Below are 24143 nucleotides of genomic sequence, written 5' to 3' on the forward strand. Positions count from 1 at the left end.
CGATCTGGTGCAGGAAACCGTCAGCGCCATCGAACGCATGAGCGCCGATGTGCAGAGCACCGCTTCGTTGATCGGCGATCTGGCTAATGAATCCCGCGATATCGGCAAGGTGCTCGACGTGATTCGCGGCCTCGCGGATCAGACCAACCTGCTGGCGCTAAACGCGGCGATCGAAGCAGCCCGCGCTGGCGAGGCCGGGCGTGGTTTTGCGGTCGTTGCCGATGAGGTCCGCGCGCTGGCTCATCGCACGCAGCAGTCGACCAGCGAGATCGAGCGGATGATCGGCAGCATCCAGAGCGGCACCGAACACGCCGTCGACTCGATGCGCAACAGCACCGAGCGCGCCGAATCGACGCTGAACATCGCCCGTGGTGCCGGTATGTCGCTCGACACCATCAACAGCGCCATCGTCGAAATCAACGAGCGCAACCTGGTGATTGCCAGCGCCGCCGAAGAGCAGGCGCAAGTGGCGCGTGAGGTTGATCGCAATCTGGTCAACATTCGTGATCTGTCGGTGCAATCGGCGACCGGGGCGAATCAGACCAGCGCGGCGAGCAATGAGTTGTCGCGGTTGGCGCTGGATCTGAACAACATGGTTGGGCGATTCAGCCTCTAATCATCGGATCAAGAGCACCCTCACCCCAGCCCTCTCCCAGAGGGAGAGGGAGCCGTTTTGCGGGCTGTTCAAAACCTGAGTACAACTCGATATCCCAAGTCAGCGGATCTCTCACATCCGCCACGGCCAGTTCCCTCTCCCTCCGGGAGAGGGCTAGGGTGAGGGGCAGCGATCCTGAGCCGTACACCAAACCCGCAACGCCGCTGCAAAAGCTTTTTGACAGCATCACATTTCAACAGGTTAGAATCGCTGGCACGCAGACTGCATGGTCAGTTTCTGCCCGTCTTTACGCTTCTGGAGTACTGCCTTTGAATGCGACGACCATCAACAGCCTGTTCTTGATCGGCGCGTTGCTGGTAGGCGCAAGTATTCTGGTCAGCTCACTGTCCTCGCGTCTCGGTATTCCGATTCTGGTGATCATTCTCGCGGTCGGCATGGCCGCCGGGGTCGATGGCGGCGGGATCATTTTCGATAACTACCCGACGGCCTATCTGGTCGGCAACCTCGCGCTGGCGGTGATTCTCCTCGACGGCGGTTTGCGCACGCGGGTGTCGAGTTTCCGCGTGGCGTTATGGCCAGCGCTATCGCTGGCCACCGTCGGCGTGTTGATCACCACCGGGCTCACCGGCATGGCCGCGGCGTGGCTGTTCGACCTGAACCTGATTCAAGGCCTGCTGATCGGCGCCATCGTCGGCTCGACCGACGCCGCAGCGGTGTTTTCGCTGCTCGGCGGCAAGGGCCTCAACGAACGGGTCAGTGCCAGCCTGGAAATCGAATCCGGCAGCAACGACCCGATGGCGGTGTTTCTCACCGTCACCTTGATCGACATGCTCGCCAGCGGCCAGACCGGCCTGCACTGGAGCCTGCTGACCCACCTGATCCGCGAATTCGGCATTGGCGGCGTGATCGGCCTCGGCGGCGGCTGGGTGTTGCTGCAACTGGTCAACCGGATCAACCTGGCGACCGGTCTGTATCCGATTCTGATGATCGCCGGCGGGCTGGTGGTGTTCGCCTTGACCAACGCCCTGCACGGCAGCGGCTTCCTCGCCGTTTACCTGTGCGGTCTGGTCATCGGCAACCGTCCGGTGCGCAGCCGTCACGGCATTCTACACATGCTCGACGGCATGGCCTGGCTGGCACAGATCGGCATGTTTCTGGTACTGGGGTTGCTGGTCACCCCGCACGATCTGCTGCCGATCGCCGTGCCTGCGCTTGCTCTGGCGCTGTGGATGATTCTGTTTGCGCGGCCGCTGTCGGTGATGGTCGGCCTGCTGCCGTTCAAGGCTTTCCATGGTCGCGAAAAAGCCTTTATTTCCTGGGTCGGCCTGCGTGGCGCGGTGCCGATCATTCTCGCGGTGTTCCCGCTGATGGCCGGGCTGCCGAATGCGCAGCTGTATTTCAATCTGGCGTTCTTCATTGTGCTGGTGTCGCTGCTGCTGCAGGGCACGAGCCTGCCGTGGGTGGCGAAACTGTTGAAGGTGACGGTGCCGCCAGAGCCAGCGCCGATTTCCCGCTCGGCGCTGGAGGTGCATGTCACCAGCGAGTGGGAGCTGTTCGTCTACAAGCTCGGCGCGGAAAAATGGTGCATCGGTTCGCCCCTGCGCGAGCTGAAAATGCCCGAAGGCACGCGCATCGCAGCCCTGTTTCGTGGTCAGCAACTGCTCCATCCGTCGGGTAGTACGGTGCTGGAAGTCGATGATTTGCTGTGTGTTATCGGCCATGAACACAACCTCGGCGCCCTCGGAAAACTGTTCAGTCAGGCGCCGCAGCGCGGCCTCGATCTGCGCTTTTTCGGCGACTTCGTGCTCGAAGGAGACGCCCAGCTTAAAGCGGTTGCTGCGCTTTATGGCCTACCGGCCGAGGGTATCGATCCGGACATGACCCTGGGCGCCTTCATTGCGCAGAAAGTCGGCGGTGCACCTATCGTCGGCGACCAGGTGGAGTGGAACAACACCCATTGGACCGTGGCGGTCATGGACGGGAACAAGATCGGCAAAGTGGGCGTCAGATTCCCCGAAGGAAGTCGCCCGGGCCCCGGGCTCTTCCTCTAAACTGCGTTCACTCTCACTTGCTTGACCGGTCTCTATGCCTACCCTGCGCTCCTTTTTCGCCGCGGCCCTGCTGGGCCTGAGTCTCACTGTCGGCCCGTCGTACGCCGCCGAACCACCGTCCAGCGATGCCGTGCAGGCAAGCCTCGACAAGCTTGCCGACAGCAAACTGCCGGACGCCGATAAAAAGACCTTGCAGGGCGTGCTGCAAAGTACCCTCACGCAGCTGACCAATCGCCGGGATTACGAGCAGAAACTGGTCGATCTCAAACAGCAACTGGCCAGCGCCCCCAAGCAGACCATCGAAAACACCCGCGAGCTGGCACGCCTCAAAGCCACCGCCGTGGTGCCGGTGGCACAGCGTTTCGCCAAGGAGTCGATCCCACAGCTGGAGCAGATCCTCACCGAGCGCTCCACCCAGCAAAGTGACCTGCAAAAGGCGCTGGCCGACGCCAATAGCCTGATCATCACCGCGCAGACTCGCCCCGAGCGCGCCCAGGCAGAGATCTCTGCCAGCCAGACGCGCATTCAGCAGATCAACAACATCCTCAAATCCGGCAAGGATGCGGGCAAAACCGTTAGCGCCGAGCAGCGCGACCAATTAAACGCCGAGCTGGCAGCGCTGAATGCATTGATTCCGCTGCGCCGTCAGGAACTGGCCGGCAACAGCCAGTTGCAGGATCTGGGCAATGCTCAACATGACCTCCTCTCGGAGAAGTCCGATCGCCTCGACCGTGAGATTCAGGAACTGCAAACCCTGATCAACCAGAAGCGTCTGGCGCAGTCGCAGGAAACCGTCACCCAGCAGTCGATCGAAGCGCAAAAGGCCGGCGGCAGCAGCCTGCTCGCCAGTGAAAGTACAGCCAACCTCAAGCTCTCCGACTATTTGCTCAAAAGCACTGACAGGCTCAACGAAGTCACCCAACAGAACCTGCAGGCCAAGCAGCAACTGGACAGCCTGACCCAAAGCGACTCCGCCCTCGACGAGCAGATCAACGTGCTCAAGGGCAGCCTGCTGCTGTCGAAGATTCTCTATAAACAGAAACAGGCGCTGCCGCACCTCAAGGTCGACCGCGATCTGGCCGATCAGATTGCCGATATTCGTCTGTATCAGTTCGAAGTCAGCCAGCAGCGCGAATTGCTCAGCAACCCGGCGACCTATGTCGACAACCTGCTGGCCACGCAACCGCCGGAACAGGTCACTCCACAACTGCGCAAAAGCCTGCTCGATCTGGCCAACACCCGCGCCGATCTGCTGGAGCGGCTGAACCGCGAATTGAGCGCCGTGCTCAACGAGTCGATCACCCTGCAGCTTAACCAGAAGCAATTGCTCAGCACCGCGCAGAGTCTGCGCGCGACCCTCGATGAACAAATGTTCTGGATCCCCAGCAACAAACCGCTGGACGTCGAATGGATGCGCGGCGTGCCGGAACGTCTGGAGCGTCAGGTCAACACCCTGCCGTGGGCATCGAGCCTGAGCGAACTGATCGACGGCCTGACTCAGCGACCGCTGCTGTTCCTGCCGCTGGCGCTGTTGATCGGCGCGCTGCTATGGCGGCGCAAGAACCTTTATGCGCGGCTGAACAAGGTCCACCAGGACATCGGTCACTTCAAACGCGACAGCCAATGGCATACACCGCAGGCGATCCTGATCAATATCCTGCTGGCGATGCCGGTGGCGTTGGGTCTGGCGCTGTGCGGGCTGGCCTTGCAGATCGACGCCCGCGGGCAGAACGCCAACATGGGCGCGGCACTGCTGCAAATGGGCCAGGCGTGGCTGGTGTTCTACACCGCCTACCGGATTCTGGCGCCGGGCGGCGTGGCTGAGTTGCACTTCCGCTGGGAAAAGCCCCAGGTCGAATTCCTCCAGGGCTGGATCCGTCGCCTCGGACTGGTGGTGATGGCGCTGGTGACCATCGTGGCTGTCGCTGAACTGCAACCGGCCGCGCTGGCTGACGACGTGCTCGGCATGCCGGTGGTGTTGACCTGCTACGCCTTGATGGCGTGGCTGCTCAGCCGCTTGCTGATTGCCAGCCCGACCCACGAAAACACTTCGCTGTTCCGCAAGGCCGTCGGCGTGCTGTTCACCCTGCTGCCGATCGCCCTGTTTGTCGCGGTGTGCTTCGGCTACTACTACACCGCACTGAAACTCAGCGACCGACTGATCAACACCCTATATCTGCTGATGTTCTGGCTGGTGATCGAAGCCACCTTCGTTCGCGGTCTGAGCGTTGCCGCACGACGCCTGGCTTACCAGCGCGCGCTGGCCAAACGGCAAGCGGCGAAAGAGGCCGGCGACGGCGAAGCGGTGATCGAAGAGCCGACGCTGGACATTGAAAAGGTCAACGAGCAGTCCCTGCGCCTGATCCGTCTGGCCCTGCTCGGCGGCTTCATCGCCGCGCTGTACTGGGTCTGGTCGGACCTGATTTCGGTGTTCTCGTACCTCGACAACATCACCCTCTACGAATACACCAGCGGCACCGGCGCCAACATGAGCATGGTGCCGATCAGCATCGGCGACATGCTCGGCGCGCTGATCATCATCGGCATCACCTTCGCCCTGGCGCGCAACTTGCCCGGTCTGCTTGAAGTGTTCGTGCTGTCCAAGCTCGATCTGGCTCAGGGCAGCGCCTACGCGACCACGACCCTGTTGTCGTATGTGATCGCCGGCGTCGGTTTCGTCTCGACCCTGTCAACCCTCGGCGTGAGCTGGGACAAGTTGCAGTGGCTGGTGGCGGCGTTGTCGGTCGGTCTCGGTTTCGGTATGCAGGAGATCTTCGCCAACTTCATCTCCGGCATCATGATCCTGTTCGAACGTCCGGTGCGGATCGGCGACACCATCACCATCGGCAACCTGTCGGGCACGGTGAGCAAGATCCGCATCCGCGCCACGACCATCACTGACTTCGACCGCAAGGACATCATTGTCCCGAACAAAACCTTCATCACCGGCCAGTTGATCAACTGGTCGCTGACCGACACCATCACCCGCGTCACCCTGAAACTTGGTGTGGATTACGGCTCCGACCTAGATCTGGTCAAGGAGCTGCTGCTCAAGGCCGCCCGCGAGAACCCGCGCGTGCTCAAAGAACCGGAGCCGCACGTGTACTTCCTCAATTTCGGTGAAAGCACTCTCGACCACGAGCTGCGCATGCATGTGCGCGACCTCGGCGACCGCAACCCGGTGCTCGATGAGGTCAACCGCTTCATCAACCGCGAGTTCAAGAAGCAGCACATCAACATCTCGTTCCGGCAGATGGAGATTTATCTGAAGAATCTGCACGGTCAGGAATACAAGATGGTGCCGGTGGAGCCAGAGAACAAAACCATCGCGCCGGTCGTCGACGCAGAGAAACCGTTGCCGGAACCGCCGCCGAGCAAACTCGACTAACCGCTATGGTCCCAGCAGAATGCTCGGACATTCTGCTGGAGCCGGCCCGTGAAAGCCCTCGACGAACTGACTTTCGACAATCGCTTCGCCCGCCTCGGCGACGCGTTCTCCGCCCACGTACTGCCCGAGCCGATCGATAATCCACGGCTGGTCGTGGCCAGCCCGGCCGCACTGGCCCTGCTCGATCTGGACCCGGCGACGGCCGAAACCGATGAATTTGCCGAACTGTTCGGCGGCCACAAGCTGTGGGCGGATGCCGAGCCACGGGCGATGGTGTACTCCGGCCACCAGTTCGGCGGCTATACGCCGCAACTGGGCGACGGTCGTGGTTTGCTGCTCGGCGAGGTCTACAACAACGCCGGCGAACATTGGGACCTGCACCTCAAGGGCGCCGGGCAGACGCCGTTTTCGCGCATGGGCGATGGCCGTGCAGTGTTGCGTTCATCGATCCGCGAATTCCTCGCTTCCGAAGCCCTCTACGCGCTGAACATCCCTTCCTCGCGCGCAGCCTGTGTGATCGGCTCCGACACGCCGGTCTGGCGAGAGAAACAGGAACGCGCGGCGATGGTGCTGCGCCTGGCACCGAGTCATATCCGCTTCGGCCATTTCGAATATTTCTACTACACCAAGCGCCCCGAGCAGCAAAAGCAACTCGGCGAGCACGTTCTGGCAATGCATTTCCCCGAATGCCTGGAACAACCGGAACCGTATCTGGCGATGTTCCGCGAGGTCGTCGAGCGCAACGCCGAACTGATCGCCAAATGGCAGGCCTACGGCTTCTGCCACGGCGTGATGAACACCGACAACATGTCGATCCTCGGCATCACCTTCGACTTCGGCCCGTTCGCCTTCCTCGACGATTTCGACGCCAACTTCATCTGCAACCACTCCGATGATCAGGGCCGCTACTCGTTCAGCAATCAGGTGCCGGTCGGCCAATGGAACCTCAGCGCCCTCGCCCAGGCACTGACGCCGTTCATCAGCGTCGAAGCCCTGCGCGAAACGCTGGGCTTGTACCTGCCGCTGTTCCAGGCGCATTACCTCGACCTGATGCGCCGCCGTTTCGGCTTCACTTCTGCCGAAGACGACGACCAGCAACTGCTGGAAAACCTGCTGCAACTGATGCAGAACAGCGGCGTCGACTACACGCTGTTCTTCCGCCGCCTCGGTGAAGAGTCAGCCGAACAGGCCGTGGCTCGCTTGCGTGATGACTTTGTCGATATCAAGGGATTCGATGCCTGGGGCGAACGCTATGTGGCCCGCGTCGCTCGCGATGGCGATACCGATCAAGAGCAGCGCCGCGCGCGGATGCATGCAGTCAATCCGCTGTACATTCTGCGCAACTATCTGGCGCAAAAAGCCATCGACGCCGCCGAGCAAGGCGATTACGCCGAAGTGCGCCGACTGCACTCAGTGTTGAGCAAACCGTTTGAACAGCAGCCAGGGATGGAGAGTTACGCCGAACGGCCGCCGGAGTGGGGCAAGCATCTGGAGATCAGTTGTTCTTCCTGAGCCAGAATCAGGTAAACACGTCGATGGGCACATTGAAGCGCTCAGCCAACCAGCGAATTTGGCGCAGGTTCAGCTTGCGCTTGCCACTGAGAATTTCCGAAACGACGGATTGAGGACCGACGCCCGGCAAGTCGCTTTGGGTCAGACCGTGTTCACGCATCATGTAACCGAGAACCTCTTCGCCACTCGCTTGGGCCATGGGGTGATGGCTGTGATCCCACTCCTCTATCCAGTCACCGATGATATCTACAAGGCTCATCAAAGGATGCGACTCATCGTCGCCCGTAATCTCAAGTAGCTCATCGACTGCCTGTACCAAGCAGTCATAGTCGTCCTCGCTCTTGGGTTTTCGAACCACTGGGGAAACAAACTCCCAATGCTCAGCGACCGTTTTTATCAAAATACTCATACCCCTCCCTCCTTCCACTTGCCGCGATCATATTCGCGGTGATCCATTACGTGCTTTATGTAGAGCCGTTGAGATCGGTAACTGACAAAAGCAATTAACCTCAGTTTATTTCCACCGATATCAAAGACGTGGAATTCGCCAACCTTATCGGTTGCGGGAAATATCGACTTCATTGCCGAGAAATCCCTTGGATAAATCCTGCTTGCCAGCCGAAACCACTGGGCCAGAGCGTTTGCTGCGTGCGGCCAACGTGCTTTGGCCTCTCGAATGGGTTTTTCACTAAACACATGCATGCAACATCCTTATCGCATTCTGCTATGGGGGAGTTAATCACAAACCAAAAATATCGCAAGTTGCGATACTGGCGGGCGGACCAGCGGCTCGCCTGTGACGTTTTCAGCCTAGGCACAGCAGGCAAGACTGCACGATTGAAAATATGAGCAAACGTCTCAAACTACCTGTAATCAGCTCTCTTCAGGATTTCGCTCATGACCACGCCACTCCTCATCCCCTGCCCGTCCTGCAATGGCCTCAACCGCATCCCCGCCGAGCGCCTCGCCGATCAGCCCAAATGTGGACGCTGCAAATCGGCGGTGTTGTTGAGCAAACCGTTCGAACTCAAGCAAGGCGATTACGCCAGTCAGATCAAGGGCGATCTGCCGCTGCTGGTGGATGTCTGGGCGGGCTGGTGCGGGCCGTGCAAGTCGTTTGCTCCGGTGTTCGAACAGGCGGCGGCGCAGCTGGCGGGCAAATGTCGGCTGGCCAAGCTCGACAGCGAGGCCAATCAGCAGTTGTCGGCGCAGTTGGGGATTCGCTCGATTCCCAGCCTGATTCTGTTCAAGAACGGCAGGGAAGTGGCGCGGCAAAGTGGTGCGTTTCCGTTGCCGCAGTTGATGGCCTGGTTGCGCAGCCAGAGGATCTGACCCAACACAGATCCAATTGTAGGAGTGAGCCTGCTCGCGATGGCGTCGTGTCAGCCAACGCAAGTGTTGAATGTGACGGCCTTATCGCGAGCAGGCTCACTCCTACAGGGGATTTGCGTGGGGGTCGATGGATCAGTGGCCTTCGAGCAGGTCATGCAGCTCGACGAACTGCTGGGTCAGCTTGTGCCGGGGATCGAGGTGGATCAGCGGCATGCTGGCCTGATGGGATTCGCGCATGCGCACCGAGCTGGACAGGTACACCGGCAGCACCGGCAGGCCTTCGGCAATCAGTTCATCGAGGATCTGCTGCGGCAGGCTGGCCCGGGCCTGGAATTGATTGACCACGATGCCTTCAACTTCCAGGCCTTCGTTGTGGTCATCCTTGAGCTCTTCGATTTCGGCGATCAGTCCGTAAAGGGCCTGACGGGAAAAACTGTCGCAGTCGAAGGGAATCAGCACTCGATCGGCGGCGATCAACGCTGATACCGCGTAAAAATTCAACGCTGGCGGCGTGTCGAGGTAGATACGGTCGTAATCTTCGGCCAGCTCATCGAGCAATTTGCGCAGCTTGTTGATCTTGTGTTTGGCCTCGAGCTTGGGCTGCAAGTCGGCCAGTTCGGCGGTGGCGGTGATGATATGGAGGTTGTCGAACGGGGTTTCGTAGATGTCGGCCTGGTTCTTCTTGGAAAACGGCCCGGAGGACAGGGTCTGTTTGAAGAAATCGGCGATGCCCATCGGAATGTCGTCGCCGGTCAGCCCGGTCAGATACTGAGTGGAATTGGCCTGCGCATCGAGGTCGACCAACAGTGTGCGATAACCCTCGCTGGCGCTGACCGCCGCCAGATTGCAGGCAATGCTCGATTTGCCTACGCCACCTTTCTGATTGAACACCACGCGCCGCATGACAAAACCTCCGTGTATCAAAGAATGACCGAGTGTAGATGCGCGTGACCTCGCTTCGCTACCTTCACGGACGCGGACTACAACCTCAGGGGCAAAAATCCGCGATCACAAAGCGTGATTACCGCCACTGATCGCCGAGAAGGCCGACAGACACGCCGCTGAGAATCTGGATAATGGCCATGTGACAGTCGCCCCACTGAACCGGTCGGTACATTTCATTGGGCAAAATGTAACCAGCATTTGCTACGCACCCGTCGCACCGGGATAATGCGCGCCACCCGGCGCCGAGCGCCACGTCAGGCCTGCCGCGGCCTGGGCGATTCAACGCGTCAATAATTGCCCGCAGGGGCGGGATGAATGTCCGTGATCAACTTCAACATCGCCCAATGGCGCGCGTGGGCTCCCGGGCTCGACAGCGTGGACGCCTGGCAGGCCTGGAGCCGACAACCAGTCGTGCTCCAGAGCAGTGATGCCGCGCCCGATGTGTCGTTTTTGCCGGCCATGCAGCGCCGCCGCCTGAGCCGGCTGGCGCGAATGGCTTTCAGCGTCGGCTGGCCGCTGGCCGACGGACGGGACAACCTGCCGCTGGTGTTTGTCTCGCGTCACGGCGAAACCCCGCGCACCTTCGACATCCTTTGCGATCTGGCGAATGAACAACCGCTGTCGCCCACCCAGTTCAGCCTCTCGGTGCACAACGCGATCATCGGCCTGTGGTCGATCATGCGCGGCGAAACCAGTGAAATGACCGCCCTCGCCGCCGCTGGCGACGGCCTCGAACATGGCATGCTCGAGGCCGCGGCCCTGCTCGCTGAAGGCGCGCCGGCGGTGCTGCTGGTGATTACCGAGGAGCAACCGCCTGCGGCCTATTCGGCATGGGTCGATGACGTGCCATTCCCTTATGCGCTCGGGCTTCTGCTCACGCCGGGTACCGACTGGCGGCTGACCTTGAACAGCGCCCCGCAAACACGGTCCAAGGCGCACTGGCCACACGCGCTGAACCTGCTGCGAACCCTGCTCGGCCAGCAACCCCATTGCCAACATGCGTGGAAAAATCGTGTATGGACCTGGCAACGCAACCCGTGAGCGAAAAAAACCGCGACGCCTATTACTGGCGCTTGCTGGCCACTGCCGCAAGCTTCGCCCTGTTCGGGCTGGGCGGCCTGTGCCTGCGCGTGCTGGTATTTCCATTGCTCAACTGCCTGCCTGGCGATGCGCTTGCGCACCGGCAACGTGCACGCAAAACCGTCAGCCGGTTGTTCTGGTTTTTCGTGCGTTTCATGGCCCGCACCGGTGTCTTGACCTATGAAATACAGGGCGCCGAGCGCCTCGGTCGACCGGGGCAGATGATCATCGCCAATCACCCGTCGCTGATCGACGTGGTGTTCCTGATCGGTCTGGTGCGCCAGGCCAATTGCGTGGTGAAGAAAAGCCTGTGGGAAAACCCCTTCACCCGTGGCCCGCTGCGTAGCACCGAGTACATCAGTAACGACGGCAGCATGGACATGCTCGATGCCGCCGCTCAATCCCTGCAAAACGGCCAGACCCTGATCATCTTCCCCGAGGGCACTCGCACCCAGCCGGGGCAGGCGCCGGCCTTTCATCGGGGGGCCGCTGCGATTGCCCTGCGCGGTGCGAAAATACTCACGCCAGTGATCATCAAGGTCAGCCCGACCACCCTGACCAAAGCCGAACCCTGGTACCGCATCCCCAAGCGCCGCGTGCACTTCAGTTTTCGCGTGGGCGCCGATATAGACCCACAGACCTTCGCCGCGCAAGGACCTGCCCCACAGGCCTCGCGCAAGCTCAACGATTATTTGCATGACTATTTCATTAAGGAGCTCGCCGAAGATGAGCGAATTGAACAACCCTGACCTGCTGCGTGACATCAAACTGCTGATCATCGACGCCCTCGGCCTCGAAGACGTCGGCCCCGACGATATCGGTGACGAACAGACGCTGTTTGGCGAAGGCCTGGGTCTGGACTCGGTCGACGCGCTGGAACTGGGCCTGGCCATCCAGAAAAAATACGGCATCAAGATCGACGCCGATGCCAAAGACACTCGCAACCATTTCACCAACGTGGCGAGCCTTGCGGCTTTTGTCACGGCCAAAGCAGCTTGAGACCGGACCATGCAAACTCGTGACGATATTTTCAACACCCTGCGCGATGCCCTGGTCGAGCTGTTCGAGCTCGATCCTGCCCGCGTGAGCATGGACGCCAATCTATATCAGGACCTGGAGATCGACAGCATCGACGCGGTCGATCTGATCGATCACATCAAACGCCAGACCGGCAAGAAAATTGCCGCCGAAGAATTCAAGTCGGTGCGCACCGTCGGCGACGTGGTCGAGGCGGTCTACCGTCTGGTTCAACCGGCCGCATGAGCCGATTGATCGGCCTCGGCCTGCTGCTGGCCGGCCTGCTGTACCCCTTTGCGGTGTATTTCGGCATGGAGCACTTCGCGCCGTGGCAGTTCGGCCTGCTGTTGGGCAGCCTGTGGCTGGCGCGGGTGCTGAGTGGTGAGCGCAAACCCGGCAGCGTGTGGATGGCCGGCGTGGCGATCGCCTTTTGCGTGCTGCTGGCGCTGTTCGACAGCCCGCGATTGCTGCGCTGGTACCCGGTGCTGATCAGCGGCTTCATGCTGGTGCTGTTCGGCTCGAGCCTTACGTTCGGCACGCCGATGGTCGAGCGGCTGGCGCGCCTGCGTGAGCCGGATCTGCCACCCGAGGCGATTCGCTACACGCGCCAGGTCACGCTGGCCTGGAGCGTGTTTTTTTTCTGCAACGGTTTGTGCGCCGCCCTCCTGACCCTGTGGGCGCCGCTGGATTGGTGGGTGTTGTACACCGGCCTGATCTCCTATGGATTGATCGGCCTGATGTTTGCCATTGAATGGCTGATACGACAACGGGTAAGAGGCCGTACATGAACTGGATAAAACTTGAGCACCTGTTGCTCAAGGCCCAACCGCTGCGAGCCGTCAGCTTCGCACCGGCACTTGAGCATGCCGCAATGTGCGACCAGGCGCTGAGCGTCGCCGCCGGACTGCAAGCACGTGGCGTTCGCAGTCTGGCGGTGCATCTGCAAGACGCCGCCGAACTGGCCATCGCGCTGCTAGGTGCCTGGCGCGCAGGCGTCAGTGTGCTGTTGCCTGCGGATCTGCAAGGGCAAACTCGCCAGCGCTGGGCGGGGGATGTCGACCTATGGCTCACCGATCACCCTGGCGATACCCGACTCGATCAACTTCAGCAGCCACCCTTGCCGGGCGCGGCGCTGGATCTCGATCAATGCCGACTGAGCCTGTGCACCTCGGGCTCCAGCGGCGAACCCAAGCGCATCGACAAGGCCCTGCGCCAACTGGCCAATGAAGTCGAGGCGCTGGAACAGTTGTGGGGCGCTGACCTCGGCGAAGCGTGCATTATCGGCAGCGTCGCCACCCAGCACATCTACGGTTTGCTGTTTCGCGTACTGTGGCCGCTGTGCGCCGGGCGCCCGTTCGTACGCAAACAACTGGCATTCCCCGAGGACATGCAGCGCGCCAGCCGCGAACATCCGGCCTTCGCCTGGGTCGCCAGCCCGGCATTGCTCAAGCGCATGGGCGACAACCTCGACTGGCCAGCGCTGAGCGCGGTGCGCCGGGTATTTTCCTCCGGCGGCGCGCTGCCGCTTGAGGCCGCGCAAAGCCTCGAGCAACGCTTGCAGCAATGGCCGACGGAAATTCTCGGCAGCTCGGAAACCGGCGGGATTGCCTGGCGTCAGGGCGACGTACTGTGGCAACCGTTCGCCGCGGTCGAACTGAGCCAGGACAGCGACGGCGCGTTGCTGATCGCCTCACCTTACTTGCCGGCGGGGCATGTCGAGCACAGCGCCGACGCCGCACGCATCGCGGCTGATGGGCGTTTCGAACTGCTCGGGCGCCTCGACCGGATCGTCAAACTCGAAGAAAAACGCATCTCTCTGCCCATGCTCGAACAGGCCCTGGTTGCCCACGCGTGGGTCGCCGAAGCACGTCTGGGCGTGGTGCAGGAAAATCGCGCGTCCCTCGGTGCTTTGCTGGTGCTGAGCGACGCTGGCCTGTTTGCCTTGCGCGAACACGGCCGCCGCGGTCTGACCGAGTCGCTGCGCGAACACCTCAAGGCACATTGCGAGGCGCTGGCCCTGCCACGGCGCTGGCGGCTGTTGCGGCAATTACCGCTCAACAGCCAGGGCAAACTGCCCCAGGCCGAAGTCGACGCCTTGCTGATTGCCCCGCGCCCGAAAGCGCCTGAAGTGCTGGAACAGATCGAAACGGACGGTGAGTGGAGCCTGCAACTGAGCGTACCGCCAGACCTGGCCTACTTCAGCGGGCACTTTCCCAAAGCGCCGGTTTTGCCTGGGGTGGTGCAGGTGGAATGGGCGCTGAATCTCGGCCGTCAGTTACTGAAGCTCGACGGTGCATTCGCCGGGATGGAAGTGCTGAAATTCCAGCAACTGGTGCGCCCGGGTGATGAAATTCAGTTGCACCTGCGTTTCGATGCCGAGCGACGCAAGTTGTATTTTGCCTATCGCAATGACACGGCGACGTGTTCCAGTGGACGGATCTTGCTGGGTGTTGAACATGGTTGATTTCGCTGAGTGCTGCGCACTCAATCGCGAGCAGGCTCGCTCCCACAGGGTTTGCGGTGTGTCAGGGGAGAACCGGCATGCATAAGCCCTGCGCCGTCATACCGGTGTACAACCATGAAACCGCGGTCGGCACCGTGGTCGACGCCCTCCTCGCCCAAGGCCTGCCATGCATTCTGGTCGACGACGCCAGTGCACCGTCCTGCGCGCGCGTGCTCGACGACCTGGCCCAACGTGATGACGTATTTCTGGTGCGTCTGACCGCCAATCAGGGCAAGGGCGGCGCGGTGATGACCGGGTTGCGCGAAGCTTCACGATTGGGTTTCAGCCATGCCTTGCAGGTCGACGCCGACGGTCAGCACGATTTGCAGGATGTCGCCCGGTTCGTCGCCGAATCCCGTGCGCATCCCGAGGCGATGATCTGCGGTTATCCTTTGTTCGACGAAAGCGTGCCCAAGGGCCGTTTGTACGCGCGCTACCTGACCCATGTGATGGTGTGGATCAACACGCTGTCGCTGCAGATCCGCGATTCGATGTGCGGCTTTCGCGTGTATCCGCTGGCGCCGACGCTGGCGGTGATCGACTCGGCGAAAGTAGGCAAGCGCATGGATTTCGATTCCGACATCCTTGTGCGCCTGGCGTGGCGCAATCAGCCGATGCGCTGGCTGCAAACCAGCGTGCATTACCCGCTGGACGGGATCTCGCACTTTCGCCTGTTCCATGACAACGCGTTGATTTCCAGCATGCACACTCGGTTGTTCTTCGGCATGTTGCTGCGCTTGCCGGTGATCCTCTGGCGCCGGTGCAAACCATGAGCGAAGAAGCCGACAACAAGCACTGGGCCGACCGCGAAGAGCGCGGCAGTTTCCTGCTGATGAAATTCACCGCGGTGGCCGCCAAGGTCCTTGGCCGCCGCCTGCTCAGCCCGTTGCTGTACGGCATCGTGCTGTATTTTTTCCTGTTCGGCCGCATCGCCCGGCGCAGCGCCTGGCAGTACCAGCAGCGTTTGGCCGAATGGAGCCAGCGCGACGATCTGCGCCCGAGCCACTGGCGCGTCTTCAGCCAGTTCATGACCTTTGCCGATTCGCTGCTCGACAAGCTCGACGTGTGGAACGGCAAGCTGCGCATCGAGCAGATCGAAATCATCGACCCGGCGTTGCTACGCAAGCAGTTGCGCGGCAGCCGCGGTCAGTTGTTGGTCGGCGCGCACCTGGGCAACCTCGAGGTCTGCCGCGCGCTGGCCGAGATCGGCGAAAAAGTCACCATGAACGTGCTGGTGCACACCAAACACGCCGAGCAGTTCAACCGCTTGCTCGGCGAGGCCGGGGCAACCAATCTGCGCCTGATTCAGGTCAGCGAACTCGATCCGGTGATCATGCTGCAACTGCACGAACGGCTGGAGCGCGGCGAGTGGCTGGCGATTGCCGGCGACCGCGTGCCGCTGCATGGCGGGCGCAGCGTCACCGTCGATTTTCTCGGCCACCCGGCGCCATTCCCGCAAGGGCCGTGGTTGCTCGCCGGCCTGTTGAAGTGCCCGGTCAATCTTTTGATGTGCCTTAAACAACCCGACGGCCACTATCGCCTGACCCTCGAACCGTTCGCCGACGCGGTGGTATGGACGCGCCGCGAGCGCGAGCAGGTCATTCATCAGTGGGCCAGTCTTTATGCGCAGCGCCTGAGTCACTATTGCCTCGAAGCGCCGCAGCAATGGTTCAACTTTTACCCTTTCTGGAAGACCGATGACCACGCCAACCCATGAGCCGGTAACCTTCGGCGAACGCCCTTTGCGCATCGAAGACGTGCTGGCCCTGGCCAACCGTCAAGCGCCCGTGCAGTTGCAGAACGATGCCGATTACCGCGAACGCATCGCCAAAGGCGCGCGGTTTCTCGATTCGCTGTTGGACAAGGAAGGCGTCATCTACGGCGTGACCACCGGTTATGGCGATTCCTGCGTAGTAGCGGTGCCGCTGCATCACGTCGAAGCGTTGCCGCGTCACCTCTACACCTTCCACGGCTGCGGCCTCGGCAAACTGCTCGATGCACAGGCCACCCGCGCGGTGCTGGCGGCACGTTTGCAATCGCTGTGTCACGGCGTTTCGGGGGTGCGGGTCGAGTTGCTGGAGCGCCTGCAGGCGTTTCTCGAACACGACGTCCTGCCACTGATTCCTGAAGAAGGTTCGGTCGGCGCCAGCGGTGATCTGACGCCGTTGTCGTATGTCGCCGCAACGCTCTCCGGCGAGCGTGAAGTGCTGCTGCGTGGCGAGCGCCGCGAGGCCGCCGATGTGCACCGTGAACTCGGCTGGACACCGCTGGTGCTGCGGCCCAAGGAAGCGCTGGCGCTGATGAACGGCACTGCGGTGATGACTGGCCTTGCCTGTCTCGCCTTCGCCCGTGCCGACTACCTGCTGCAACTGGCCACGCGCATCACCGCGCTCAACGTGGTCGCGCTGCAAGGCAACCCTGAACACTTTGATGAACGGCTGTTCGCTGCCAAACCGCATCCGGGGCAAATGCAGGTGGCCGCGTGGTTGCGCAAGGATCTGGCGATCGACGCACCGACCGCGCCGCTGCATCGCCTGCAAGACCGCTACTCGCTGCGCTGCGCCCCGCACGTGCTCGGCGTGCTGGCCGACAGCCTGAACTGGCTGCGTTCGTTCATCGAAACCGAACTGAACAGCGCCAACGACAACCCGATCATCGACGCCGAAGCCGAGCGCGTGCTGCACGGCGGGCACTTCTACGGCGGGCACATCGCCTTCGCCATGGACAGCCTGAAGAATCTGGTGGCCAACGTCGCCGATTTGCTCGACCGGCAACTCGCCTTGCTGGTCGACGAGCGTTACAACCACGGCTTGCCGAGCAATCTCTCCGGCGCTCCGGCGGATCGGGCGATGATCAACCATGGTTTCAAGGCTGTGCAGATCGGCACCAGCGCGTGGACTGCCGAGGCGCTGAAAAACACTATGCCGGCCAGCGTGTTCTCGCGCTCCACCGAATGCCACAACCAGGACAAGGTGAGCATGGGCACCATCGCCGCCCGCGATGCGATCCGCGTACTGGAGCTGACCGAACAGGTTGCCGCCGCCACCTTGCTCGCCGCCAATCAGGGCGTATGGCTGCGCGCACAAGCCGCCGATGCGCGGCCGCTGCCACCGGCGCTGGCCGCCATGCATGAAGCGCTGAGCAAAGACTTCCCGCCGGTCATCGAAGACCGCGCGCTGGAAGGCGAGCTGCGCCTGTGCCTGCAACGCATTGCCGCGCAACACTGGAGGCTGCATGCGTAGCGCCGGAGTGCTGCACGCCGACACGGAAATCCTCGTGCCGTTCTTTGACGTCGACACCATGCATGTGGTCTGGCACGGGCATTACGTCAAATACCTGGAAGTGGCGCGGTGTGCGCTGCTGGACAAGATCGGCCACAACTACACGGCGATGGTCGAGTCCGGTTACGCCTGGCCGGTGATCGACCTGCAACTGCGCTACGTGCGTGGCGCGGTGTTCGGCCAGCGGCTGAATGTGCGCGCCAGCCTGGTCGAGTGGGAAAACCGTCTGAAGATCAATTACCTGATCACCGACCTGCAAACCGGTGAGCGCCTGACCCGCGCCAGCTCGGTGCAGGTCGCCGTCGAAGTCAGTCGCCGCGAGATGCAACTGGTGTCGCCGAAAGTCTTTACCGACGCCGTAGAAAGGATGCTGCGATGAACGTTCTCGTCAAAAGCCTCGGCGCGTTGACGCTGCTGCTCATCTCGTCACTGGCCCAAGCCTTCGACCTGCAACAACTGAGCGCACAACTGGCGAAGCCGGATGTCATCCACGGCCAGTTCGTTCAGGAAAAACACCTGCGCGCCCTGCCGCAGCCGCTGATCAGCAAGGGCAGCTTCGTCCTGGCGAAAAATCACGGTTTGCTGTGGCTGTTGAAAACACCGTTGCAACAGGACTACCGCATCAGCGCCAAGGGCATCGCCCGGCGTGACGGCGCGGGCTGGCAGCTGTTGCCGAACAAGAGCGCCGGCGCCGAGCAGAACCGTTTGTTCCTCGCCGTGCTGCAAGGTGACAGCAGCGGCCTGCAACGGGATTTCGAGCTCGCCCTCAAAGGTGATGCGCAACAGTGGCAACTGACCCTGACTCCGCGTTCGCTGCTGCTCCAGCAAGTGTTCAAACAGATCAACATTGATGGCGGTGCGCTGGTGCAGACCATCGAACTGCTGGAAACCCAAGGCGACAGCACCGTACTGCGCATGCAGAACAGCACTGCCGAGCAGCCGTTGAGCGACGCGGAGCAACATGACTTTGCCGAGTGAACGCAGGCTGCCGTGGCTGTTCCTGATCCTGCTGCTGGCGGTCGTTGCGCTGGCCGGCTGGCAGTGGCGCGCCGGTCCGCCACTGTCGGCGAACCTCATGGAACTGGTGCCCGGCACCCAGCCTGACGCCCTCGAACAGCGCGCCGAACAGCGCATGCAGGAACCGCTCAACCGCGAGATGCTGGTACTGGTCGGCCACGCCGATCGCCAACAGGCGGTGACCATGGCGCAGACGCTGGGCGAGCAATGGCAGGCCAGCGGCTTGTTCGAGACCGTGCAGTGGAACCTGCAAGCCGATCTGCCGGCCCTGCGCGCCCAACTGCTGCAAGGGCGGCTGGCGATGCTCTCGGCCGATGACCGGCAATTGCTGATCGAACATCCCGACGCGTTCATTCAGCAACGGGTTCAGGCGCTGTTCGACCCGTTCAGCGGTTTCAGTCTGGTCTCGAGTCAAGAGGACTGGCTGGGCCTGACCGGGCGCATCCAGAACAGCCAGCCGCAACACGGCGCGGTGCAACTGGACATCGGCAGCGGCGCGTTGATCGCCGACGCCGACGGCAAGAGCTGGGTGCTGCTGCGGGCGCGTACCCGCGGCAACGCCTTCGACATGAACCTGCCGCTGCAAGTCGCCGATCTGCTCGCGCAGAGTCGCGCGCAAGCGACGAAGTCCGACGTGAAACTGTTGGCCGCCAGCGGCTTGCTGTATGCCGCCAACGGTCAGCAGCAGGCGACCCGGGAAATGACCTGGGTTGGCGGCGGTGCCACGGTCGGCATCCTGTTGCTGCTGTTGCTCGCGTTCCGCCGCTGGCGGGTGTTGCTGGCATTCGTCCCGGTGCTGGTCGGCATGCTGTTCGGCGCGGTTGCTTGTGTCGCACTGTTCGGCCACATGCACGTGATGACCCTGGTGCTCGGTTCCAGCCTGATCGGCGTGGCGGTGGATTACCCGCTGCACTATCTGTCCAAGAGCTGGAGCCTGAAGCCGTGGCGCAGTTGGCCGGCGCTACGTTTGACGCTTTCCGGGCTGACCTTGAGCCTGGTGACCAGCGCAATCGGCTATCTGGCGCTGGCGTGGACACCGTTCCCGGCGCTGACCCAGATTGCGGTGTTCTCCGCGGCCGGATTGTTCGGCGCCTATTTATCCGCCGTGTGCCTGCTGCCGGCGCTGCTGAACAACCTCGAACTGTGCCCGGCACAATGGCCGCTGCAATTGGCCGAACGCTTGGTCACGCTGCGCGAAAGACTGCTCGAACGCGTGCGTACGCCGGTGCTGCTGGCGCTGCTGATTGCCTTCTGCGCCGGCGGTCTGATGCAGTTGCAAAGCAAGAACGACATCCGCCAGTGGGTCGGCGCACCGCAACAGCTCACCGATGAAGCGCAGAGCATTGCGCGCATCACCGGTTATCAACCGACCAGCCAGTTTTTCCTCGTTCGCGCCGCCAACCAGGAACAACTGCTCGAGCGTCAGGCGGCGCTCAGCGAGCGTCTGCAACAACTGGTCAATCTCGACAAGCTGCAAGGCTATCTGGCGCTCGATCAACTGGTCAGCCCGCCCACTCAGCAAGAGCGGGTGCGCGCCGCGCTGAATCAACTGCCACAGCACTGGCAGCCACTGCTCGACCTCGGCGTACCGCTCGCGGCGCTGCAAGCCGAGCTGCAGCAGTTGCAGACTGTGCCTGCCGAAGACATCGACGCCGCACTGGCCGGTCCGCTGGGCGAGCCGTACCGCACGCTGTGGCTCGGCCCGACCGACGATGGCGTCGCGGCGATCACCAGCCTGCAAGGCCTGAACAACCCGGCGCTGCTGCGAGTGCAGGCGCTGGATTTGCCGGGCGTGCGACTGGTCGACCGTCTCGGCGAATTGAATGAAGTCTTCGCCGCCACGCAGGTCAGCGCCGCCGAACTCAAGCTCGCCTCCTGCGTGCTGATCGTGCTGGTGCTGATGTTGCCGTTCGGCCTCGGTGGCGCGTTGCGCATCGTCGCCCTGCCACTGCTCGCGGCGCTGTGCAGCCTGGCCAGCCTCGGCTGGCTCGGTCAGCCGCTGACGTTGTTCAGTCTGTTCGGCCTGCTGCTGGTGACCGCGATCAGTGTCGACTACGCGATTCTCATGCGTGAACAGGTCGGCGGTGCGGCGGTAAGTTTGCTCGGCACCTTGCTGGCAGCGGTGACGACCTGGCTGTCGTTCGGTCTGCTAGCGGTGTCCAGCACGCCGGCGGTGAGTAACTTCGGTCTGTCGGTGAGCCTCGGTCTGGCGTTCAGCTTCATGCTCGCGCCGTGGGCAGGACGTCACGCGCACAGCGCCGCTGCCATGGAGCCGCGAGCATGATGATTGTGGCTTTCTGGCTGTTGGCCCTGGCCTTGTTCGCCGTGGCGACTCGCGTTGGTAGCCACTTCGGTCTGATCCCGATTGTCAGCCAGTTACTGTTGGCCAGTTTCGGCCTGCCGTTGTTGATGTACTTTTGGGTCGAGCCGAGTTGGCAGCTCAGCGGCGCGCAACTGATCGCGCCAGACTGGTTGAAGAGCCTGTACAGCCTGAGTTTTGCCCTGCTGCTGGGGCACATTCTCAGCGATGTCATCGATCTGAAACTGGATCGGCAAAGCCTGAAGATCGCCGTACCGAGTTTCGCTGTGCCTTTCGCTGCGGGTCTGGCGGCGGCGTGTTGGCTGTTGCCGGCGCAACCGTGGTTGAGTTCGCTGGCAATCGGGCTGGTGTTTGCGATTACCGCGATTCCGGTGCTGTATCTGTATCTGCGCCATATCGATTACCCGCCCGCCGCGACGCGCCGCCTGGTGCAGACCGCCATCCTCATCGACCTGACCTGCTGGACGCTGTTCGGCCTCGCTCAGGGCAGTCTGCACCTGAGCAGTCTGTTGCTGCCGCTGGCCCTGGCTGGTGTGCCGTTGCTGCTGCGCCTGCTCAGTGTGCGTCGACCGCTGACGTTCAGCCTCGGCTTCTTTGCGCTGCTGGTGATGGCCGAGCACTACAAACTCAACGCACTGATTCTCGGCATTGGTTACCTGCTGTGCATGGCCGCATTGAAAGTGCCGTTGGTATTGCCCTTGCCCGCGCTGTGGATGAACCGTTTGCAGACGTGGCTGGCGATTCCGCTGATCCTGACCTTCGGCATCGTCCAGATCGATATGCGCAGCGCGTTCGCCAGCCTCGACGCACTGCAATGGGCGGCGCTGCTGCTGTTGCCGATTGCCAGTAAACTGCTTGGCAACTGGCTCGGCCTCGGCTGGGCCGGGGCTTCGTTCGCAGGCGCCAGCCGCTGGCGCGAAAGCGTGCTGCTGAACATTCGCGGCCTGAGCGAAATCGTTTTTCTGAATCTGCTGTTGCAGCAACAACTGATCAGCCCGGCGCTGTACTTTGCCTTGATGCTGATGGGCCTGATCGCAACGCTGTTGCCGGCGCTGATCGGTCTGCACCGCGCACCACTGACTATCAAATCTCATTTGCCCCGGAGTTCCCGTGCCAATCGCTGAACTGCAATCGCGTCAGGTAGTGATCATCGGTGCCGGCCCGTCCGGTGCCATCGCCGCCGCCCTGCTCAAGCGCAAGGGCCACGATGTGCTGGTGATCGAACGCCAGCATTTCCCACGCTTTTCCATTGGTGAAAGCCTGCTCAGCCATTGCCTGGATTTCGTCGAAGAGGCCGGCATGCTTGAGGCGGTGAATGCCGCCGGTTTCCAGCGCAAGACCGGTGCCGCCTTCGCCTGGGGCGAGCGCTACAGCGCCTTCGATTTCAGCGACACCTTCACCGATGGCAAGCCGACCACATTTCAGGTGCAGCGCGCCGATTTCGACAAACTGCTGGCCGACCAAGCGGCGTTGCAAGGTGCCGAGATCCGCTACGGCGATGCCATCGTCAGCGTCGATTTCGAGCGGCCCCGTCCGCAGCTTGAGGTACGCCGCGAGGATGGCAGCGAATACCGCGTCGAAGCCGATTTCGTGCTGGATGCCAGCGGCTACGGGCGGGTGTTGTCGCGTTTGCTGGATCTCGAGGCACCGTCGAATTTCCCGGTGCGCCAGGCAGTGTTCACGCATGTCGAAGATCACATCGACAACCCGGCCTTCGACCGCGAGAAAATTCTCGTCACCACCCACCCTGAGCACCGCGACGTGTGGTTCTGGACGATTCCGTTCAGCAATGGTCGTTGCTCGGTGGGCGTAGTGGCTGCCGCTGAACACTTCGAAGGTCGCGACGCTGATCTCGACGCCTGCCTGCGCGGCTTCATCAGGGAAACGCCGAGCCTGGCCGGCGTACTGAACAATGCCGTGTGGGATACCCCGGCACGCACTCTCGGCGGTTATGCGGCGAATGTGAAAACCCTGCACGGGCCGGGTTTTGCCTTGCTCGGCAATGCCGCGGAATTTCTCGACCCGGTATTTTCCTCTGGCGTGACCATCGCCATGCGCTCGGCAAGCATGGCCGCTGCGGTGCTGCACCGTCAGTTGCAGGGTGAAGCGGTCGATTGGCAAAGCGAATTTGCCGAGCCACTCAAGCGCGGCGTCGACACCTTCCGCTGCTACGTCGAGGGCTGGTACGCCGGCACCTTTCAGGACGTGATCTTTTATGAAAAGGGTCAGGCGGACATTCGCCGGATGATCTGCTCGATTCTCGCCGGTTACGCCTGGGACGAACGCAACCCGTTCGTCAGCGAAGCGCGCCGACGCCTGAACATGATTTCCGAACTCTGTGCAAAGGACGCCACATGAATCACTTGAGCGACAGCTACGTCGATGAAACCCGCTTCGGTTTCTGGTTCCTGCGCAGCCACACCTGGCAGCACCATGTACTGCGCGTGGCGATCAATGATCTGCGCGGTTTGTTCACCGAGGCGCTGCCGCAAAACCCGGTGCTGCTCGACGCCGGATGCGGCCAGGGCAAGTCGTTCGCTCATCTGCACCAGACCTTCGCCCCGCAGCGCCTGATCGGTGTTGACGCCGATCGGCACAGCCTCGAGCTGAGCGCCGCAGAAGCCGTGCGCCTGGAACTGGATGTCGAGTTGATCGGCAGCGACTGTGCCAAGCTCAATGTGCCGGACGCCAGTGTCGACCTGCTGTTCTGCCACCAGACGTTCCATCACCTGGTCGAGCAGGAAAAAGCCCTCGCCGAGTTTTATCGCGTACTGAAGCCGGGCGGCTATCTGCTGTTTGCCGAATCCACCGAGGCTTACATCGATACCTGGGTGATCCGCTGGCTGTTCCGTCATCCGATGCACGTGCAGAAGAGCGCGGCGCAGTATCTGCAGATGATTCGCGAGCAGGGCTTTGAGTTCGCCGAGCGCAATGTGTCTTACCCGTACCTGTGGTGGAGCCGGTCGAAGGATTTCGGTTTGCTGGAGCGCTTGGGGTTGCGCAAGCCGAAGCCGTTTGGGCAACGGGAAGAGACCTTGGTCAATGTTGTTGCGCGCAAGCCATTGGCAGGGACTTCCTGAA

At 61.9% G+C, this 24143-nt stretch carries 22 protein-coding genes and 1 pseudogene; 20 read left to right on the plus strand and 3 right to left on the minus strand.

Annotated elements, in window-relative coordinates:
* Window positions 1-16: 16 nt before the first annotated feature.
* The 4 genes and pseudogenes from J3P93_RS25285 to selO form a co-directional block, all read left to right on the plus strand.
* A pseudogene (locus J3P93_RS25285) lies at window positions 17-616 on the plus strand (methyl-accepting chemotaxis protein); the annotation flags it as partial.
* A 308-nt stretch (window positions 617-924) separates the two neighbouring features.
* On the plus strand, window positions 925-2667 hold the full coding sequence (locus tag J3P93_RS25290; RefSeq protein WP_434593104.1) for a potassium/proton antiporter: 1743 nt from the start codon (window positions 925-927) through the stop codon (window positions 2665-2667).
* A 34-nt stretch (window positions 2668-2701) separates the two neighbouring features.
* Entirely contained in the window at window positions 2702-6055 is a 3354-nt protein-coding gene (mscK, locus tag J3P93_RS25295; protein ID WP_434593107.1) for a mechanosensitive channel MscK, read from the plus strand.
* Between the two features lie 48 nt (window positions 6056-6103).
* Window positions 6104-7567, plus strand: a complete 1464-nt coding sequence (gene selO / locus J3P93_RS25300) for a protein adenylyltransferase SelO (RefSeq protein ID WP_434593110.1) — start codon at window positions 6104-6106, stop codon at window positions 7565-7567.
* A 7-nt stretch (window positions 7568-7574) separates the two neighbouring features.
* Here selO and J3P93_RS25305 read toward each other — a convergent pair whose 3' ends face one another.
* Both J3P93_RS25305 and J3P93_RS25310 read right to left on the minus strand, forming a co-directional pair.
* Entirely contained in the window at window positions 7575-7976 is a 402-nt protein-coding gene (locus J3P93_RS25305) for a helix-turn-helix domain-containing protein (protein WP_434593112.1), read from the minus strand.
* Entirely contained in the window at window positions 7973-8269 is a 297-nt protein-coding gene (locus tag J3P93_RS25310; protein ID WP_434593115.1) for a type II toxin-antitoxin system HigB family toxin, read from the minus strand. Before J3P93_RS25310 ends, J3P93_RS25305 begins: the two co-directional genes overlap by 4 nt.
* A 195-nt stretch (window positions 8270-8464) precedes the next feature.
* Between J3P93_RS25310 and trxC the strand changes: the two genes are divergently transcribed.
* The gene (gene trxC / locus J3P93_RS25315; RefSeq protein ID WP_434593118.1) at window positions 8465-8899 is read left to right on the plus strand and encodes a thioredoxin TrxC; all 435 of its coding nucleotides are present in this window, start codon (window positions 8465-8467) and stop codon (window positions 8897-8899) included.
* Window positions 8900-9031: 132 nt separating this feature from the next.
* Here the strand turns inward: trxC and J3P93_RS25320 are convergent, their stop codons facing one another.
* On the minus strand, window positions 9032-9802 hold the full coding sequence (locus tag J3P93_RS25320) for a ParA family protein (RefSeq protein WP_090280512.1): 771 nt from the start codon (window positions 9800-9802) through the stop codon (window positions 9032-9034).
* 357 nt (window positions 9803-10159) lie between these two features.
* Between J3P93_RS25320 and J3P93_RS25325 the strand changes: the two genes are divergently transcribed.
* The 15 genes from J3P93_RS25325 to J3P93_RS25395 all read left to right on the plus strand — a co-directional run bounded on the left by J3P93_RS25325 (window position 10160) and on the right by J3P93_RS25395 (window position 24142).
* Window positions 10160-10885 carry a beta-ketoacyl synthase chain length factor gene (locus tag J3P93_RS25325; RefSeq protein ID WP_336355889.1) on the plus strand — a complete coding sequence of 242 codons (726 nt, stop codon included), beginning with the start codon at window positions 10160-10162 and terminating at the stop codon, window positions 10883-10885.
* Window positions 10861-11673, plus strand: a complete 813-nt coding sequence (locus J3P93_RS25330) for a lysophospholipid acyltransferase family protein (RefSeq protein ID WP_434593123.1) — start codon at window positions 10861-10863, stop codon at window positions 11671-11673. The genes J3P93_RS25325 and J3P93_RS25330 overlap by 25 nt, the downstream gene beginning before the upstream one ends.
* Window positions 11651-11923, plus strand: coding sequence for a phosphopantetheine-binding protein (locus J3P93_RS25335; protein WP_203420436.1), 273 nt, complete (start codon window positions 11651-11653; stop codon window positions 11921-11923). Before J3P93_RS25330 ends, J3P93_RS25335 begins: the two co-directional genes overlap by 23 nt.
* A gap of 9 nt (window positions 11924-11932) precedes the next feature.
* Window positions 11933-12187 (plus strand): acyl carrier protein, encoded by a 255-nt coding sequence (locus tag J3P93_RS25340; protein ID WP_065615459.1) that lies wholly within the window; start codon window positions 11933-11935, stop codon window positions 12185-12187.
* Window positions 12184-12729: a hypothetical protein gene (locus tag J3P93_RS25345; protein WP_434593127.1), complete on the plus strand. Its 546-nt coding sequence runs from the start codon at window positions 12184-12186 to the stop codon at window positions 12727-12729. Before J3P93_RS25340 ends, J3P93_RS25345 begins: the two co-directional genes overlap by 4 nt.
* Window positions 12726-14405, plus strand: a complete 1680-nt coding sequence (locus J3P93_RS25350) for an ApeI family dehydratase (protein WP_434593130.1) — start codon at window positions 12726-12728, stop codon at window positions 14403-14405. The genes J3P93_RS25345 and J3P93_RS25350 overlap by 4 nt, the downstream gene beginning before the upstream one ends.
* 77 nt (window positions 14406-14482) lie before the next feature.
* Window positions 14483-15217, plus strand: coding sequence for a glycosyltransferase family 2 protein (locus J3P93_RS25355; RefSeq protein ID WP_434593133.1), 735 nt, complete (start codon window positions 14483-14485; stop codon window positions 15215-15217).
* Window positions 15214-16161, plus strand: a complete 948-nt coding sequence (locus J3P93_RS25360; protein WP_434593136.1) for a glycosyl transferase — start codon at window positions 15214-15216, stop codon at window positions 16159-16161. Before J3P93_RS25355 ends, J3P93_RS25360 begins: the two co-directional genes overlap by 4 nt.
* Window positions 16142-17686, plus strand: a complete 1545-nt coding sequence (locus tag J3P93_RS25365) for an HAL/PAL/TAL family ammonia-lyase (RefSeq protein ID WP_434593139.1) — start codon at window positions 16142-16144, stop codon at window positions 17684-17686. The genes J3P93_RS25360 and J3P93_RS25365 overlap by 20 nt, the downstream gene beginning before the upstream one ends.
* Window positions 17679-18104 (plus strand): acyl-CoA thioesterase, encoded by a 426-nt coding sequence (locus tag J3P93_RS25370; protein WP_394505473.1) that lies wholly within the window; start codon window positions 17679-17681, stop codon window positions 18102-18104. The genes J3P93_RS25365 and J3P93_RS25370 overlap by 8 nt, the downstream gene beginning before the upstream one ends.
* The gene (locus J3P93_RS25375) at window positions 18101-18703 is read left to right on the plus strand and encodes an outer membrane lipoprotein carrier protein LolA (RefSeq protein ID WP_434593142.1); all 603 of its coding nucleotides are present in this window, start codon (window positions 18101-18103) and stop codon (window positions 18701-18703) included. The genes J3P93_RS25370 and J3P93_RS25375 overlap by 4 nt, the downstream gene beginning before the upstream one ends.
* The gene (locus tag J3P93_RS25380; protein WP_434593145.1) at window positions 18687-21026 is read left to right on the plus strand and encodes an MMPL family transporter; all 2340 of its coding nucleotides are present in this window, start codon (window positions 18687-18689) and stop codon (window positions 21024-21026) included. The genes J3P93_RS25375 and J3P93_RS25380 overlap by 17 nt, the downstream gene beginning before the upstream one ends.
* A complete protein-coding gene (locus J3P93_RS25385) occupies window positions 21023-22186 on the plus strand; it encodes a sodium:proton antiporter (RefSeq protein ID WP_434593148.1) in 1164 nt (387 codons plus the stop codon). The genes J3P93_RS25380 and J3P93_RS25385 overlap by 4 nt, the downstream gene beginning before the upstream one ends.
* A complete protein-coding gene (locus tag J3P93_RS25390; RefSeq protein ID WP_434593150.1) occupies window positions 22173-23420 on the plus strand; it encodes an NAD(P)/FAD-dependent oxidoreductase in 1248 nt (415 codons plus the stop codon). Before J3P93_RS25385 ends, J3P93_RS25390 begins: the two co-directional genes overlap by 14 nt.
* Window positions 23417-24142: a class I SAM-dependent methyltransferase gene (locus tag J3P93_RS25395; RefSeq protein ID WP_434593153.1), complete on the plus strand. Its 726-nt coding sequence runs from the start codon at window positions 23417-23419 to the stop codon at window positions 24140-24142. Before J3P93_RS25390 ends, J3P93_RS25395 begins: the two co-directional genes overlap by 4 nt.
* Window position 24143: the final 1 nt, after the last annotated feature.

The organism is Pseudomonas sp. R3-57 (genome assembly GCF_051132065.1).
Lineage (GTDB): Bacteria > Pseudomonadota > Gammaproteobacteria > Pseudomonadales > Pseudomonadaceae > Aquipseudomonas.

Bases quoted from the DNA above. Each gene is read 5' to 3' on its own strand.
- mscK (WP_434593107.1), top strand. From the start codon at position 2,702: ATGCCTACCCTGCGCTCCTTTTTCGCCGCGGCCCTGCTGGGCCTGAGT.
- J3P93_RS25305 (WP_434593112.1), bottom strand. From the start codon at position 7,976: ATGAGTATTTTGATAAAAACGGTCGCTGAGCATTGGGAGTTTGTTTCC.
- J3P93_RS25310 (WP_434593115.1), bottom strand. From the start codon at position 8,269: ATGCATGTGTTTAGTGAAAAACCCATTCGAGAGGCCAAAGCACGTTGG.
- trxC (WP_434593118.1), top strand. From the start codon at position 8,465: ATGACCACGCCACTCCTCATCCCCTGCCCGTCCTGCAATGGCCTCAAC.
- J3P93_RS25320 (WP_090280512.1), bottom strand. From the start codon at position 9,802: ATGCGGCGCGTGGTGTTCAATCAGAAAGGTGGCGTAGGCAAATCGAGC.
- J3P93_RS25325 (WP_336355889.1), top strand. From the start codon at position 10,160: ATGTCCGTGATCAACTTCAACATCGCCCAATGGCGCGCGTGGGCTCCC.
- J3P93_RS25330 (WP_434593123.1), top strand. From the start codon at position 10,861: ATGGACCTGGCAACGCAACCCGTGAGCGAAAAAAACCGCGACGCCTAT.
- J3P93_RS25335 (WP_203420436.1), top strand. From the start codon at position 11,651: ATGAGCGAATTGAACAACCCTGACCTGCTGCGTGACATCAAACTGCTG.
- J3P93_RS25340 (WP_065615459.1), top strand. From the start codon at position 11,933: ATGCAAACTCGTGACGATATTTTCAACACCCTGCGCGATGCCCTGGTC.
- J3P93_RS25345 (WP_434593127.1), top strand. From the start codon at position 12,184: ATGAGCCGATTGATCGGCCTCGGCCTGCTGCTGGCCGGCCTGCTGTAC.
- J3P93_RS25350 (WP_434593130.1), top strand. From the start codon at position 12,726: ATGAACTGGATAAAACTTGAGCACCTGTTGCTCAAGGCCCAACCGCTG.
- J3P93_RS25355 (WP_434593133.1), top strand. From the start codon at position 14,483: ATGCATAAGCCCTGCGCCGTCATACCGGTGTACAACCATGAAACCGCG.
- J3P93_RS25360 (WP_434593136.1), top strand. From the start codon at position 15,214: ATGAGCGAAGAAGCCGACAACAAGCACTGGGCCGACCGCGAAGAGCGC.
- J3P93_RS25365 (WP_434593139.1), top strand. From the start codon at position 16,142: ATGACCACGCCAACCCATGAGCCGGTAACCTTCGGCGAACGCCCTTTG.
- J3P93_RS25370 (WP_394505473.1), top strand. From the start codon at position 17,679: ATGCGTAGCGCCGGAGTGCTGCACGCCGACACGGAAATCCTCGTGCCG.
- J3P93_RS25375 (WP_434593142.1), top strand. From the start codon at position 18,101: ATGAACGTTCTCGTCAAAAGCCTCGGCGCGTTGACGCTGCTGCTCATC.
- J3P93_RS25380 (WP_434593145.1), top strand. From the start codon at position 18,687: ATGACTTTGCCGAGTGAACGCAGGCTGCCGTGGCTGTTCCTGATCCTG.
- J3P93_RS25385 (WP_434593148.1), top strand. From the start codon at position 21,023: ATGATGATTGTGGCTTTCTGGCTGTTGGCCCTGGCCTTGTTCGCCGTG.
- J3P93_RS25395 (WP_434593153.1), top strand. From the start codon at position 23,417: ATGAATCACTTGAGCGACAGCTACGTCGATGAAACCCGCTTCGGTTTC.